The organism is Klebsiella sp. KTE92 (genome assembly GCF_000398905.1).
Taxonomy (GTDB): domain Bacteria; phylum Pseudomonadota; class Gammaproteobacteria; order Enterobacterales; family Enterobacteriaceae; genus Klebsiella; species Klebsiella variicola.
In genome coordinates, this window is sequence record NZ_KB976100.1 from 264,337 (window position 1) to 279,154 (window position 14,818).

The 14,818-nt window shown below is 58.7% G+C and carries 12 protein-coding genes, 1 tRNA gene and 2 pseudogenes; 4 read left to right on the forward strand and 11 right to left on the reverse strand.

Annotation, left to right across the window (positions count from 1 at the left end; translation table 11 throughout):
• Positions 1–136 precede the first annotated feature (136 nt).
• Positions 137–442, reverse strand: a complete 306-nt coding sequence (cbpM, locus tag A1WC_RS23620) for a chaperone modulator CbpM (protein WP_012543142.1) — start codon at positions 440–442, stop codon at positions 137–139.
• On the reverse strand, positions 442–1,359 hold the full coding sequence (gene cbpA, locus A1WC_RS23615) for a curved DNA-binding protein (protein ID WP_008807234.1): 918 nt from the start codon (positions 1,357–1,359) through the stop codon (positions 442–444). Before cbpA ends, cbpM begins: the two co-directional genes overlap by 1 nt.
• 75 nt (positions 1,360–1,434) lie before the next feature.
• Between cbpA and A1WC_RS27745 the strand changes: the two are divergent.
• Positions 1,435–1,542 (forward strand): annotated as a pseudogene (locus A1WC_RS27745) (hypothetical protein); the annotation flags it as partial.
• Here A1WC_RS27745 and A1WC_RS23610 read toward each other — a convergent pair.
• Positions 1,505–2,188 carry a TerC family protein gene (locus tag A1WC_RS23610; protein WP_008807233.1) on the reverse strand — a complete coding sequence of 228 codons (684 nt, stop codon included), beginning with the start codon at positions 2,186–2,188 and terminating at the stop codon, positions 1,505–1,507. The pseudogene A1WC_RS27745 and the gene A1WC_RS23610 overlap by 38 nt on opposite strands.
• Positions 2,189–2,412: 224 nt before the next feature.
• On the opposite strand from A1WC_RS23610, the gene A1WC_RS23605 reads away from it, so the two are divergent.
• Positions 2,413–3,198 (forward strand): DsbA family protein, encoded by a 786-nt coding sequence (locus A1WC_RS23605; RefSeq protein ID WP_008807232.1) that lies wholly within the window; start codon positions 2,413–2,415, stop codon positions 3,196–3,198.
• Between the two features lie 46 nt (positions 3,199–3,244).
• Here the strand turns inward: A1WC_RS23605 and pgaD are convergent, their stop codons facing one another.
• From pgaD to pgaA, 4 genes are read right to left on the reverse strand one after another with little or no spacing between them, the layout of a single operon-like run.
• On the reverse strand, positions 3,245–3,694 hold the full coding sequence (gene pgaD / locus A1WC_RS23600) for a poly-beta-1,6-N-acetyl-D-glucosamine biosynthesis protein PgaD (protein ID WP_008807231.1): 450 nt from the start codon (positions 3,692–3,694) through the stop codon (positions 3,245–3,247).
• The gene (gene pgaC, locus A1WC_RS23595) at positions 3,694–5,022 is read right to left on the reverse strand and encodes a poly-beta-1,6-N-acetyl-D-glucosamine synthase (protein ID WP_008807230.1); all 1,329 of its coding nucleotides are present in this window, start codon (positions 5,020–5,022) and stop codon (positions 3,694–3,696) included. Before pgaC ends, pgaD begins: the two co-directional genes overlap by 1 nt.
• Entirely contained in the window at positions 5,015–7,030 is a 2,016-nt protein-coding gene (gene pgaB, locus A1WC_RS23590) for a poly-beta-1,6-N-acetyl-D-glucosamine N-deacetylase PgaB (RefSeq protein WP_016160128.1), read from the reverse strand. The genes pgaC and pgaB overlap by 8 nt, the downstream gene beginning before the upstream one ends.
• 8 nt (positions 7,031–7,038) lie before the next feature.
• Positions 7,039–9,486: a poly-beta-1,6 N-acetyl-D-glucosamine export porin PgaA gene (pgaA, locus tag A1WC_RS23585; RefSeq protein ID WP_172437954.1), complete on the reverse strand. Its 2,448-nt coding sequence runs from the start codon at positions 9,484–9,486 to the stop codon at positions 7,039–7,041.
• A gap of 632 nt (positions 9,487–10,118) precedes the next feature.
• On the opposite strand from pgaA, the gene A1WC_RS23580 reads away from it, so the two are divergent.
• Positions 10,119–10,685, forward strand: coding sequence for a helix-turn-helix transcriptional regulator (locus A1WC_RS23580; protein ID WP_012969132.1), 567 nt, complete (start codon positions 10,119–10,121; stop codon positions 10,683–10,685).
• Here the strand turns inward: A1WC_RS23580 and A1WC_RS27750 are convergent.
• Positions 10,683–10,802, reverse strand: a pseudogene (locus A1WC_RS27750) (hypothetical protein); the annotation flags it as partial. The gene A1WC_RS23580 and the pseudogene A1WC_RS27750 overlap by 3 nt on opposite strands.
• A 194-nt stretch (positions 10,803–10,996) precedes the next feature.
• Between A1WC_RS27750 and A1WC_RS23575 the strand changes: the two are divergent.
• The gene (locus tag A1WC_RS23575; protein ID WP_008807226.1) at positions 10,997–11,287 is read left to right on the forward strand and encodes a PerC family transcriptional regulator; all 291 of its coding nucleotides are present in this window, start codon (positions 10,997–10,999) and stop codon (positions 11,285–11,287) included.
• A gap of 592 nt (positions 11,288–11,879) precedes the next feature.
• On the opposite strand, the gene A1WC_RS23570 is transcribed toward A1WC_RS23575, so the two are convergent.
• The 3 genes from A1WC_RS23570 to A1WC_RS23560 all read right to left on the reverse strand — a co-directional run bounded on the left by A1WC_RS23570 (position 11,880) and on the right by A1WC_RS23560 (position 14,801).
• Positions 11,880–11,955: transfer RNA gene (locus tag A1WC_RS23570), tRNA-Phe, on the reverse strand.
• Between the two features lie 115 nt (positions 11,956–12,070).
• Positions 12,071–14,158 (reverse strand): DUF1176 domain-containing protein, encoded by a 2,088-nt coding sequence (locus tag A1WC_RS23565; RefSeq protein ID WP_016160130.1) that lies wholly within the window; start codon positions 14,156–14,158, stop codon positions 12,071–12,073.
• 67 nt (positions 14,159–14,225) lie between these two features.
• Positions 14,226–14,801: a transcriptional regulator gene (locus A1WC_RS23560; RefSeq protein WP_032691323.1), complete on the reverse strand. Its 576-nt coding sequence runs from the start codon at positions 14,799–14,801 to the stop codon at positions 14,226–14,228.
• Positions 14,802–14,818: the final 17 nt, after the last annotated feature.

Below are 14,818 nucleotides of genomic sequence, written 5' to 3' on the forward strand. Positions count from 1 at the left end.
GTCCGGTAGCCCGGGTAAGGCGGAACGCCGCGACCCGGGAAATTCCCCGGCTTGCGCTGCGCTTAGTTTGTAGGCCGGATAAGGCGTAGCCGCCATCCGGCACGAAGGCGGAACGCTGCCACCCGGGATGTCGCCCCTATCCGTGGGCGAGGAAGCGGGCCAGGCGCTGCTGCAGCAGGCGATTTTCGCGGGTCAGCCGCGCGTTCTCATCCAGCAGGGTCAGCGCCACCGCGATCCCCGGCCAGTCCAGCTCCAGCTCGTTACGCAGGCGCACCGCGCGATGGACAATCGTCACCGCGCTGTCGTCGAATAGCCAGGTTTCCGCCTGCGGCTGGTGCGGTTCAATCATCCCCAAGCCGACGATCTCCGTCAGCTCCTCTTCCGATACCCCGGTACGCAGGCACAATTCGGTAATGGTAAACGTCACTGTTACTGTAGCCATCAGGCTTTCCCCCATGTCTTACGCGGATCGAAGCTGGCTTCGGCGGCGGCCAATTGTTGCCAGAGCTCACGCGCTTTTTCATCTGGTTTTGGCGGCATGACAATTTTGATGACGGCGAACAAATCGCCAGTGTGGGTTTTGCTCACCAGCCCTTTGCCCTTGATACGCAGTCGCTGCCCTGCCTGACTGCCCGGCGGCACCGTCAGCAGAATGCTCTCTTTCAGGGTGGGCACCGTGACTTTCGCACCCAGCGCGGCCTCCCATGGCGCCAGCGGCAGGACGATCTCCAGGTTATGGCCGACAATATCGAACAGCGGATGCGGGGCGATGTGGATAACCAGCCACAGATCGCCGTTCGGGCCGCCGTTTTCGCCCGGCGTTCCCTGGCCTTTCAGACGGATACGCTGACCATCGACTACCCCGGCGGGGATCTTCACATTCAGCGTTTTCGGCGTTTCACTTTCGATCATGCCAAACACGTTGTACACCGGCAGGTTATAGCTGATGGTGCGGGTCTGCTCGGCCAGCGTCTCTTCAAGGAACACCGCCACTTCGATCTCCAGATCGTGGCCGCGTGCGGCATGCTGACGGCGACGCTGATGCGCCTGCTGGCCAAACATGGAGGAGAATATGTCGTCGAAATCTTGCTGGCTGTAGCTCTGCTCGTGTGTCTGCTGCTGGCGACCGAAGCCGGGATCGTTGCGATGCTGCCAGAGCTGATCGTATTCGGCGCGCCGCTGCTCATCTTTCAGGACTTCCCAGGCTTCGGCGAGATCCTTGAATTTGGCTTCGGCATCGCTTTCTTTACTGACGTCGGGGTGATATTTGCGCGCCAGGCGGCGGTAGGCGGTCTTGATAGTTTTCAGATCGTCGGTTGGTTGCACCCCGAGAATGGCATAATAATCCTTCAATTCCATGATTTTATCTCATCTATGCTCAGTGCGGTGGTTACATATTCCCTGGAACAGGCGTCAGTATAAAGCGTAGGGCAAATGCGCCCTGAAGGGGAAGAAAAGTGGCGGAAACTTGACGCCGTCGGGGTCGGCGGCGTCGTGGGCGAGGCTACTCTTTCGCCTGCGGCCGTGGGCGGCGGCGCCATCCTTCAAACAGCACCAGCAGCGCGCCGACGGCGCCAGCCACGCGCGCGGTGCCGTCCCCGGCGGCGGGAAACAGTTGCTGAATGGTGGGATCGCTGACCAGCATTGAGCCGGCAATCCAGCCGATGAGCATTCCGCCCAACAGCACCACGGCGGGAAAGCGGGTGAGCAGGACCAGGACCAGTTTACTGCCCGCGACGATAATCGGAATGCTGATCGCCACGCCGAGGGCGACCAGCGCAATGTGCCCTTTCCCCGCCGCAGCGACCGCCAACACATTATCCAGCGACATGATCACATCGGCGACGGTGATGGTGATCGCGGTGCGCCACAGGCTCGCGGAGCTGCCGACCTCGCTCTCTTCTTCCTCATTACTCACCAGCTTCATACCAATCCACAGCAGGAGCAACGCGCCGACTATTTTCAGCCACGGCAGCGACAGGAGATACAGGGCGAGTGCCAGCAGCAGCACGCGCGCCAGGATCGCCCCCACGGTACCGATGATGATCGCTTTGGTGCGCTTTTGTGGCGGCAGTTTGCGGCAAGCCATGGCTATCACCACGGCGTTATCGCCGCCCAGCAGTAAATCGATGGCGACAATCTGCAGCATAATCACCGCCATGTCCCATTGTTGGAGTAACGCATTCATTTCGAGAGAAACCACCTGAAAAAAGAGCAAGAAAAACCGCTGCGCAGGGTACTCCGCCTGGGGCGCATTGACCACTGACGCAGACCCACGCCGTCGCGCGGGAAAAGCGTGCCTGAAAAATAAAGTTACGAATCAACGCGCCGTTGGGCAAGGCTTCGGCGAAAAAGGGTGATATTTTGTCACCCAGACTCACCTGCCGTTCACTTATCGCAAGGATCCCCACTATGTCTGGCCACAAGAAATACCTCTCTGTCGCCCTGCTGAGCGCTGTCTTACTGCCGGCGATGGCCTCTGCCGCTGACGCGCCGGCGACTTTCACCCCGGAACAGGAGGCGAAAATCGGCAAAATCGCCGCCGACTACCTGGTCGCCCACCCGGAAGTCCTCCTGCAGGCGAGCCAGAAATTGCAGCAAATACAGGCTGAACAGCAGGCCAGCGCGGCCACTCAGGCAGTGCTGAAAAACGCGGCTGTATTGACCCAGGATAAAAATACCCCGACCTACGGCCCGGCCAACGGCAAAGTCACGGTGATCGAATTCTTCGACTACCAGTGCGTGTACTGCAGCCGTCTGGCGCCGGTGATGGAGCAGGTGATTAAAGCGCACCCGCAGACCCGCTTCGCCTTTAAAGAGTGGCCGATTTTCGGCGGCCGCTGGGAAAGCTCGCTGGAGGCGGCAAAAACCGGCCTGCAGATCTATCAGCAGAAAGGGGCGGATGCCTATCTGGCCTACCATAACGGGATTTACGCTACCGGCCATAACGAAGGTAAGCTGACGACGGCGGATATCCAGCAGCAGGCGAAGAAAGCCGGCTTTGATGCGAAGAAGGCCACCGACGTCGAACCGGTGCTGCAGAGCATTAACGATCTGGCGCAGGAGATTGGTCTGAGCGGTACGCCGGGCGTGATCGTGATGCCGACCACCGGCGCCACGGAAGCCAGCATCACCGTCTTCCCGGGGCTGGCGGATCAGGCTTCGCTGGAAGCCGCCATCAAAAAAGCCGGCGGCTGATCCCCGGCGTCGTAACCCATACAGGCCGCCGACGGCGGCCTTGCTCTCATGCGCGCTCGCTCTCTTCCTGCGGCGGCGGTAACGCGTGGCTTTTTAAATCAATAATCTGCCCGATTTGATCGTGGTAAACGGTGAGCAAATTATAGCGGCTCATCTCCGAGATAATTTGCGGCGCAACGTTAAAGCTGCTCGCCAGCTCATCATGTCGCAGGGTGAGCACCGCGGTATGATGCCGGGTGCGAGCGCGGCGCCGGTTGTAATGATACCAGAGGATCAACAGCCAGCCGTTCAGCGCGGCAATCAGCAGATACACCAGCGCCGTATTCAGTGAAGCCATCAGCGACTCCCAGCGCGGAGAGGGCGGCGCGATGAACTGCATCAGCAAATTGGCGTACAGAAAGAACAGAAAACCGAGCCAGGCCAGCAGCGTTAAACCGGCGTCGACCAGCCGGGGCAGCACACGGTGTTCGGTTAAGATGAGCGTATTTTCATTCATCACAGGCTTCCTTTTCCCCGGTCCGGACTCACCCAGCGCGCGCGGGAACGTTGACGTTTCACCATCACTTTCGGAAAAGCGACCAGCGTGGTCAGCAGGCCGATCATCCAGTAGACCATCGGGAACCAGATCACCCAGAACAGTGATTTGGCGACCTTTTTCTCGTAGCGTCGCTCGATATACAGACTGGCGACGAACTGCAGCAGGCACATCACGCCAAGCAGCATGCCGGTGAACTCCGGCGGAAACAGGCTGTGCACCGCCAGATTGTCAGGCAGCGGCATCAGGCGGCTGAGGATAAACAGCAGAATGGTAACCGCGTAGGCAAAGGCCCACAGCGTGGAGCAGGCATACTCCAGAAACAGCGGCCACATCCGATGATGCTCCCAGTGAAACAGGCGACGGAGGTTGACCAGAAAAACCTCCGCGCCGCCCTGCGCCCAGCGCAGACGCTGCTTCCATAACCCTTTGAGGGTCTCCGGCATCAGGATCCAGCACAGCGCCCGCGGCTCGAAAAAGATGTCCCAGTGGCGGAGCTGAAGCTTCCAGCTGATATCAATATCTTCGGTGATCATATCCGGGCTCCAGTAGCCGACGTCCGCCAGCGCCTGGCGCCGGAAGGCGGCAATCACACCGGAGACGGTAAAGACCCGGCCATAGATCCGCTGCGTCCGCTTGATAAGCCCAATGATCGACGAGAACTCACCCACCTGAATGCGGCCGATCAGCGTGGATCGGGTGCGGATCCGCGGATTGCCGGTGACCGCCCCGACGTGCGGATAGTGGATCAACGGCGCGACCAGCCAGGCCGCGGTATCCCGGTCCAGCAGGGCGTCGCCATCGATGCAGACCAGCAGATCGCCGCGGGCGGCGGCGGCGCCTGCTTTGAGCGCTACCGCTTTTCCCTGATTGGCGGCAAGGTGGATCACCCGCAGCCTCGGCTCCTCCTGCGCCAGCTGCTGGAGCACCTGGGCGGTGTTGTCCGAAGAGCCGTCGTTAATGGCGATCACTTCGAGATTGGCGTAACGCTGGGCCAGCGCCGCGCTGATGGTTTCCCGAGCGTTTTTCTCCTCGTTAAAACAAGGGATCAGGATCGAAATCAGCGGATTGCCCGGCAGCGTCGGCGGCGGGGTATCCTCCCCCCACGGCCAGTGGCGTTCCAGCTGAAACCAGAAATAAAGGCCCCCGGTGATCCACAGCACTGACATAAACAGCGGCCAGAAAAAGACAAAGTCGAGGATAAGCTCGCCGGTAAATACCGCTGCGACGCCTAACGGCAGCCCGAATACGAGGCATAAAATGCACAATGCGATAATGCGATCAGTCATGGTCAGGGTACCACCAGGAAGAAAATTGCGGCCTGATACGGGAGATATCAGGCTGGTTGTTAATAAAATCGTCAGGGTAGTAGCCGTAGTTTTTGACGCCGTTCAGCCGCAGCAAACGCATCCAGTCCGCCAGCTGCTGGTCGGGAATGGCGTTTTGCTGGCGTCGGTTCCAGTCTCGGGCCTGCAGTTCAAAGATGGTTTTCTTCAGCGCGCCCGGGTGGCTGGCGACGGCCTGGACCAGCCGCGTCAGCCAGGCCTGGCTGGCGTCAATCGGTACGGACTCCATCAGCGGCATCGCCATGGGTACCGTCCAGTCATAGGCGGCAAGGAAGTCATCCAGATTCTGCGCGAACCAGGCTTCGCTCTGCGGCTCCAGGATCGGCAGGGCGAAGAGATTACGCGCCGTTTTCACCTGCGGGCCGCGGATGGCCTGCACCGCCTGGCGTAGATCCAGAGTGAAGCGGGTCAGGGTTTGGCTTTTGAAACGCATCCATGCCTGGCGCTCTTGCGGACGTTGGGGCACCGGGCCGGCATCGTGCCCCAGACCCGTCTGCCGCCAGGCGGCGACCGCCTCCGGGCTCACGTCTTCAAAATCGGTCAGCACGGCGTCATCGTGAAACAGAATCCCGCTGAAGCTGGCGTGCCGGGCCAGATCTTCGTAGATGTCGGTGATCCGCTGGCGAACCCGGGGATCCCAGGGCGACAGACGGACGTACGGCTGGCGGGCAAGTAACGCCTTCCCGGTTTGCGGATCCCAGCGCTGAACGCGCGGCAGATCGGACGAGAGATCGAAGGCCAGCACCGGCATCCAGGCATACACCTTCACCCCGCCGCGGGTCTGCAACTGCCAGGAGACGAAGTTAAACAGGTCGGCGCGCATCGGCAGCCAGCGGTTGGGGAAATAGAGCGACTTGACCGTGCCGTCGCCCTGCGGGTCGGAAAAGGCCTGCAGAAAGACATGGCTGATTTTCATGTCATAGACGCGCTGCACCAGCTTATCGATATTTTTCGCCTGCTGGACGGGATTGGGGTCATAGACATAGTCCAGATCCACATGCATCACCCGAACAGGATCGGCTTCCTGAATCTGGGTTACGGCGTTGGCAAAGGCCTTGATCGACGGGTTACCGGCGATCAGCATGCGCGGAATATTGTCCAGATCTTTCACATTGCCCAGGCCGTCGTTCAGCGTAAACGCCAGCTGATACCCCTGCTGTTTGGCGATAGCCAGGGTGCTGCCGCTGGCGGCGCCATAGGGCCACACCCAGGCGCGCGGCGCTTTCCCGGCGACCTCGTGGATTTTCGCCGTCACTTTCTGCACGTCATCGGCCATGCGCCGGGTAAACTGCGCGTCGCTTTCATAGCGGCCGGTGGTTTTATCCCAGCCGCGGTTGGCGGCGGCGGGCTCGCGGCTGCCCTGCGGATTGGCCGGCAGACCGTAGTGCGAGGCCCAGGTGTGCGCGCCGATCTCCACCAGCGGCGAGCGGCTGAGCTCGCGCACCATCTCCCAGGTAGCGAAGCGCTCGCGCGGCGTCATCAGGCCGCCAAAATTAACGGGCTGGTCAGCGGGAGTGTCCACCCAGCTGCCCACCGGCGCCCACAGCGCCGGAACATTCCAGGCTTTAAGTAGCGGCCAGACGCGGGTGTAAAAGCTGCTATAGCCATCGTCGAAGCTGAGAAGAAAAGCCCTGGCCGGCAGCGGCTTAATGCCATGGTGTGCATCGAGAATGTCCTGGACGCTCACCGCATGGTAGCCGTGATGCAGCAGCCAGGCGATCTGCTCGTTGAGCGCACTGGTGCGCACTGAAAGATAACGCTGGTCGGCGGCATCGTCTTCGACGTCATGGTAGGCCAGCACCAGAAAGCGATCCGCCGGCCAGGGTTGATTGGCCTCCGGTTGGGGGCGCTGCTGCGGGGCGAGGAAGGGGACTTCCTCAGCACGCACGCTGAAGATAAGGCACAGCCAGACGAGAAGCATCAGGCCGTTGCGCAGGGTCGTGTTCAGCATGGTCATCCTTAAAACCGTATAGTTGCATCAAGAGTGATGGCGAGGTTGTTTTCGCGTTTACCGTCGTAGGGGCGTTTGTCCCAGTTCAGCATCACCCCGGTGTCGACGACGTTGTTCCAGCGCAGGCGCTGCCCATAACCCAGCACCGTGATCGCCCCGGCGGCGTGATTTTTTTGCCAGTAGCTGCCGCCGCCGGCGAGCAGCTGCTGGCTCCAGACGGTGTCATAGCGCTGGTAAAGCGTGTGATCGACGGCCAGCGCCGCGGTGGCGGCGAGGTCCCGTGCCGGACTGTAGTAGGCGGTGTCGGTGCGGCTATTGGCGCTGGCCGACAGACCGGGCTGCAGATCCAGCGTTAACCACGCCGTCTGCCAGAGGCGCTCTTTACCGGAGAGGGTGTACTCCTGGCGGCGGTTGTGGTCGGTAAACCGGCTGGCGGCCACGCTGACGCGGTACTCCCGGCGTTCGTTTTGATACCAGCGCAGCCAGCCTTCGCCGCGGTTGGCGCTGACGCCGTTGCGTAATGCGCGCAGCGGAGTCTGCTGCGAAATCCGCTCCAGTTCGCCGCCCAGCTGCCAGCGATCGCTGACGTCGTGGGCGGCGGAAAGGCGGACGCCGGGCTTGTTCTCGCCGTGAAAATTGACGCTGGAGAGTTCAAGCTCGCCCCAGTAGTCGCGCGGGCGCCATTCAACGCCGGCGAACAGCTGGCGACGGCTGCCTTTCCCCTCTTCAAAATTGCCTTCAGCGAAGCGGTGCCCGCCGAACAACCGCCAGCTGTCGGCTAGCGGCGGGCTGTAGATCGCCGTCTCAAAACTGAGGTCGTGGGTGCCGCTCACCGGGTTGTCGGAGTGCAGCCCTTTGCCAACGCTCAGGCGAAGTTCGGAAAGATGATGGACCTCGCGCGCTCTGGCCAGGCGCTGGGTATTCAGATCCCGTGGCGAGCGGGCGACGACGTCGTCAGTCAGCAGATCCATTTGCCGCCACTCCTGCAGATCGAGGGCGACCCAGGCCTGCTGGCGCTCCAGCTGCAGGCTGGCGGGTTCCAGATATTCCGCTGCTTTTAGCTGGCTTTCGGCGGCTCGCGGTAGCCCTCTGTCCTGCAGAAGGGCGGCATAATCTATCTGCAGGCCCTGATTGCCGGGGGCCGTTGCCGCCAGGCGCTGCATCCGGGCTTCGGCCTGCGGCAGGGCGTTGGTGGCCGCTAAATAGTGCACGTTAAGCGACTGTGCGGTGAGCCAGTCGTCATTCGGCTGCGGCGTCGGCGAACCGTAGAGACGACGGATGTAGGGTGCATTCCGGGTGAGGCGGGCGACATACTGTTGGGCCGCCGGGTACTGACCGGTGTCCAGCAGGGCGTAGAAAAGCTCGTGTTCCTCATTCTGTTGGCTTGTCAGCCACGAGGGATGCTGGTGAATAAGCGTCAGCGCAGGCTCAATTTGCTTAAGGGCGATATAAGAGGAGATGACCCAGCCGATGGCCCAGTCGGGAACGGTCTGCTGCTGCGCGATGAGATTTTGGTATTCACGGATGACCTGCGCGTAATCTGCATTGGCGTACAGCGCACCCAGACGATCAATGCGCGCCCGGATGATGTCGGGCGCAGCCTGTGGGTCGGGGTGCCAGGCGGCAATCATCGCGTCATACTGCGTGAGCGCCGTGCGGGCCAGCGCGTAACGCGCGTTTTCTTCGCGGGAAGGGGTATCGGCAAGGCGCACCAGTTCGGCGGCGGCGTTCAACTGCAGATTGCGCTTTTCCGCAGGCGTCAGTTCGACGCTATCCGCCAGGCCGAGAGCAGGGGAATCGATCCGGTTGCGGGTAAGGGTCGCCATCAGGCTGGCCAGCGCGGCTTTGTTTTGCGGTTCGCGATCGAGGATCTGCGTGTCAACCAACAGCTGGTCCCAGCTTTTGCCAAGCCGCAGGTAGACATAAGAGAGCGTCTGCAGGTGCGCAACGCTCGCCTGCTCCGTCACCAGGCGACGCGCTTCGCTGAGCGCCTCGCCGTCCTTGCGGGCATCGGCCAGCGTTTTGATATAGCCGATACGATAATCGTCACTGTCAGGGGCCTGGCTGAGAGCCTGCTGCCAGAGGGTGAGCGAGGCTTGCCACTGTTTCTGGTTACGCAGGGCCTGTGCCGCCGCGGCGGTACCGCGTGCGGGAAGCGGCATATAGACTTGGTAGCGTCGCCAGACTTTCACCACTTCATCGTCCTGGCCGGCCCAGAGAGCTACCTGCAGCCAGTCCGCCACCTGAGAAGGGGTTAAGGCATGCCGCAGCTGGTACTGCTGAAGATAAGAGAGAAAGGGGGCGTACTGGCCTTGACGCGCTTGCAGGATCTGCTGGTCATAGAGCGAATCTGCTCCCTGAACCAGCGCCGGGAAGAGCAAAAGCAAGCCGATTGACAGCGAGAGTTTCGTGTTGCGATTAAACAATAACGTATTTGAATAAGGTGATCTTTCCATTTCTATTTGCCATATGTTCATCAAGAATCCATTGCACAACACGACCGTCCTTTGACGGTGAGTTAAAGGATGAGGATGGTCCCATTTAGCTGACTGGCACTGCGGGTGAATGACTTATTGCAAACTAATAAACATATCTCCTGTTGATAATTGAATGGATAATTTATACCCGATACGGCAGCGGATAAATATGGATAAATGATGAGCTGCGTTTTAAGATAATTCTGTAAAATCGACTTAATTCGAGCGGCGTTGTTGAAGTTGGTTTCTTTAACTTACTGAAATAAATAAAAAAGAGAGAGGGTTGGAATTTTGTTTCAAAATTGATGTGCTGCTTATATTGTGAAGAGGTTGGTGGTTTTTACTGGATATTTAAGATGATTTCTGACAAAAATTCTCAATGCCAAAAAAAGCATCTTTTCTGTGGATTTTTTTTATTTATAATTAATCCGTTTATTTTCCATCAGAACGCAAGGAGGGTTTTCACAGCCAGAGTCAGATGCCGCGCTAATGAAAAATCACAGGTCTCGTTATTTTTACCGCCATGCGAAGCGTCCAAAGGGGGAAGGAAAACGTCTGGTTGACGAGAATTTGTTGATTAAATGTTAAAGGGACGATTTGTGGCAACTTCAATGATATTGGTTACTCAGGATTACTATCTTTTTCAAGGGGTTAAGAATTTCTTTCCTGATATCATTCAGTTAGATTCTAGCGGAAAAACGATTTTAGATAATGAGGTTGATGAGGTCTCTCTGCTGGTTGATAGCCGTTCGCCGCTTTGTCATTACGATTACCTGGTGATGGAGGCGGCACAATCCAGAAAGCGAATATGTTGTATCGTCCTCGATATGCGCCATCGGGAAGAGCATTTACTGAGTCTGAAATCGTTTTTAAACATGTCATTATCACCCGCCGATATGGCGACATTATTTGGGCTTTTTCTGGAGATGAAGAGCAAGCGGCTGACCAAAGAGTGGTTTGACGATCTGCGCTTAAGTTTGTCTGAACAGTTAATGCTACGTTTGCTTGGGGCGGGTATGACCATGGAGGAGGTGGCGGTGAATCTGAATACCTCGGTAAAAAGCCTTTACCGGAAGCGCACTGCGCTTTATGAGCGACTGGGGTTAGATAATTTTAATGAAGCCTGCTTATTTATCTTCAGAAATAAACTGCTGGAGCACTCCGTTAGGTCGCCATGAGGCTTGGTTGTACAGGGAGTAGATGACATCGCAAGGTATTTGATAACGGAAATATAATAAATTAAATAGCTATTGATAGGTACAACCGTCGATACCATCCGGTATCCATGGCGGCATTCGACATATAATTCCGGAGCTCTTTGGAAGTAATTACCGCGAATGCGGTTTGCTATGCACAGCGATTATTATAATGAATATATTCCTTGCGCTGCACAGGAATAGTTTTGTCATAAATTAACTCTACCATGGTATTCCGGCCCAGGTGTCGGAATACCATGGGATATCGTGAAAGCATCAGAGGAGCGAGGTGGATGAGAATAAGGGACAGTATTGCTGAACGGTTAGAGGCGAGTGGGCTCTACCGTCGGGCGGCATCCAGATGGATTGAGGTGATGCAGCGCTGCCTGAACGATGATGACAGAGAGTGGATCCGTCACCATCGTAATCAGTGTCTGAAAAAGGCGCAACGTCCGCCAGCGCCGAAAGAGGAGTTTGCCGACCTCCACCAGGCGGCCAAAGAGACGCAATATCGCATGGGTATCGCGAAGCCCTATGGCGAAGCGTTCAGGCTGCCCGGCAAAGGGAAAACGGCCGCCGAGTAATCCCTTTCTTCATGGCGTTTGCCTGACGGCTTCGTCTTATCCGGCCTACGGGTCCCCCACAGGTTCAAACAGCGTAGGCCCGTGCAAGCGCAGCGCCGCCGGGCGATACACATCAGACGGCGTACCCGCGGTTGTGCCTGATGGCGGCATAAATGCCTTATCCGACCTACGGGTCCTCCACAGGTTCAAACAGCGTAGGCACGCGCAAGCACAGCGCCACCGGGCGATACACATCAGACGCCGTACCTGCGGTTGTGCCGGATGGCGGCATAAATGCCTTATCCGGCCTACGGGTCCCCCCGCAGGCTCAAACAGCGTAGGCCCGCGCAAGCGCAGCGCCGCCGGGTAGGGGATCATAGAGTGGAGTTCGATGAAGAGTCCGGATGCAGAAAAGCAAAAACCCGCCTTTTGGGCGGGTTCTTTAAATAGTGGTGCCCGGACTCGGACTAACGCCGCAGGCGTTGAACAGCGCGCTTGTCGCGCTGGCCCCGAAGGGGTGAGCCGCTGTACGGCGAATAATCGAACGGAGTTCGATGGAGAGTCCGATCGTAGAAAAGCAAAAACCCAGCCATAGGCTGGGTTCTCTAAATAGTGGTGCCCGGACTCGGAATCGAACCAAGGACACGGGGATTTTCAATCCCCTGCTCTACCGACTGAGCTATCCGGGCAACGGGGCGCATTAAACCGTAATCCGCCCACCCCGTCAACCAAATTTCTTAAATTACTTATCGATTGCTTATCTTTGCGGCAATTCTGCGTTCAAAGGCGCGTTTTGGCTTAACTTCACTGCATGCCGTTATCACCCTCGCGGGTTTTCCAGCCGCTGGTAATGGCGATTACGTGGCGCAACCCGGAGATAATATAATCGCCAATGACCTCTTCATCCTCGCGCGGGGAGCTCAGCGTAATTTCCGCATCCACGCCGTGGCGATAGGCGCCATGGTGGCTAAAAATAGTGCCGATATAGCACTTCCCGTTCAGCCAGACCGGAATATAGGCCACTGTCTCATAGATATAGTTGATGGCGACGCCGCTGTAGTAGTTATCCGCCTCGTCGGCGGAGGTGCCCGGTGGGATGGGGCAGATCGGCGCATCGTTGTCGCTGACGGGTTTGTCTTTCAGCAGGCTGCCCTGCATGACCTCCAGCGAACGCAGCAGATCCGCTTTATCGCTGTCGCTGAGGGGTGGGGTTAACGGCTGGTCTTTCTCCGGGGAGCGGATGCTGTTCAGCGTATAGCGATAGCGAACCGTCACCGCGGGCGTCTGGCTCGCAGTGCTGAACGGGCGCAGCAGGTAGAGATTATCTTCGCCAAACTGGCCGTTGTACCACAGGGCATACACCTGACCGTTGATTTTGACCCAGTGGTTCCATTGGTTAGCCCCGCGGCCATTGATAGAAAAGAGGGCGCCGGGCACCCCGGCATCGAAATCATCGCCGTTATCACTGTCGCTGCCGTCGACGGCGGCAAAGTCATTATCGCCGCGCCGGAGCACCCCGGTGTAGCTGAAGAGCCCGGTGCCGCCCACGTAGCTGTCGATGATCAGATCGCGTTTGCCGTCACCGTCGAGATCGATCAGGGTAAAGCTGACTTTACCGTTTTCTGAATCTGCGCTGATCGAGGAGCGCAGAAACGCCTGCCACTCGTCATCGCTGATATCCGGGGAAGGTTTGCTGGTCGAAACCAGGGTGTCATCGGCGTAGGTGAGCGTGAAGTCGGTAATATGGCCGGTTAACGGAAACTGCTCGGCGACCTTATTCAGCGACAATTCTGGATCGCTTTTTTGCGCTTTCAGCACTGCGTTATACAGCGTGCGCAGGGCGAGGTTATCCGCCTCTTTCTGCTGCCTGGGGATCACCTGGCTGACAAAGGTCGGCAGCATCCAGGTGCCGCCGGGGGTGATTTCCCGACACATACCGGTGCTGTACTTCAGGCTGGGGGTAAAGGTTTTACCGTCCCAGACGCGGGTTTCGCCGGTTAGGCAGTCGGCAATGCCCCGTTCTTTGTGCAAAAAGACGATAGTGCCGTTGGCGTAGCTCGAGGCCTCGGTGGTCAGCAACCGTGGCTTGTTCAGCTGGGCGTTATCGACCAGCCACAGCGCATAGCCGTCGTTATAGGGCGCTCGCCAGCAGAGCGCCTGCACCAGAGAATGGGTTTTATCCAGCGCGGTCAGCGTGATCTGGCGCTCTGCCGCCGGGATGGCCGGGTTCTGCCAGTCGTCACAGCGCTGGTTCAGCAGCGGCGTCAGGGAGGGCAGCAGCTTCTGACGCTGAAGTATGCTCAGCGCCACCGGCTGCGCGTTATGGATCACCGGGGCGGCGATAATCTCCGGGGCGGCAGTGGCTGGCAAAATGGCATCGTCGCCGGCATCGCCTTTATCCAGCAGCGCGTCGGCGGTGCCAGTGCGTCGCTGAAACGCATCCATTTTACCCAGCACCTCGCGGCTGCCGGCGCTGGAAAGCGGCAGGTGCTGGCCGTTCAGGGTGAATTCGATTTTGCGCTGATTCGCCAGGGCCTGTAGCAGGGCGGCAGTCTGATCGCTGTCCAGACGGAAGTGGCTGTCGTCCTGGGCGTCCAGCGCGCCAAGATCCCGGTCGTCGATCAGCAGGCTAGCGGTGGAGTCGGCGGGGATATCGTGCTCGATTTGCGCAAAGGTGGCCGTGGCGGCGAGGTGCTGTTCGCTGCCGGCGTTGCGGGTCAACAGCACGCTGACCTCGCCCATGCGGACGCCGTAACCCGCCGCCCGGCAGGTGCCAGTGTTATCGCAGGCGAGCTCCCAGTCTTTTTGCGTAAAGGAAAAACCTTGCAGGGGAGCCGCCAGCAGAGGCGTGGAGCACAGCCCCAGCCAGGCAGCCCAGAAGAACGCGCGCATATCAATCCCTGTCAGCAATCAGTGAGGGGGAAATTATAGGCGCGACGTGGCGGTTAGGATATCAGAATCAGGTTAAGGCGCCGCCCATACGACACTGGGCGAAGCGCAGAATATCTTCTGCCAGCCGCCGGGCCGTATCCACATCCGTCTGGCTACGCTTGATCAGCAGACGGCTCAGGCAGCCCTCGACGATCAGCTCCATCTGTTTAGCGACCATTTCCGGGTCATCCACCTCCAGCTGAGTCAGCAGCTCATGAGTATAGGCCAGCGAAGCCTGCTTCTGCTGTTCCGCCAGCTGGTGAATGGGGTGCTGGGGATCGGGATAGAAGGTGCAGGCGGCGATAAACAGACAGCCGGGGTAGCGGTGGTTACTAACGCAGGTGGTGAGCGCGGCATAGCGTGCCAGCAGCTTTTGCTCTGCGCTTAAGGTGTCGTCCAGCAGCAACTGTCGGCGCCAGGCATCCACCTGCTGGCTCAGATAGCGAAGCGCGTCGTACAGCAGCGCTTCGCGATCGGGCCAGAAGCGTTTCAGGTCGCTCGTCGGACAGGACACGCGCTCAGCGACCATCTCCAGCGACGTGTTGGCGATACCTTCAATTTCAAGAATTTTAATGGCTTCTGCCAGGACGTCTTCACGTAGCACGGTGTTCTCCTCCATCT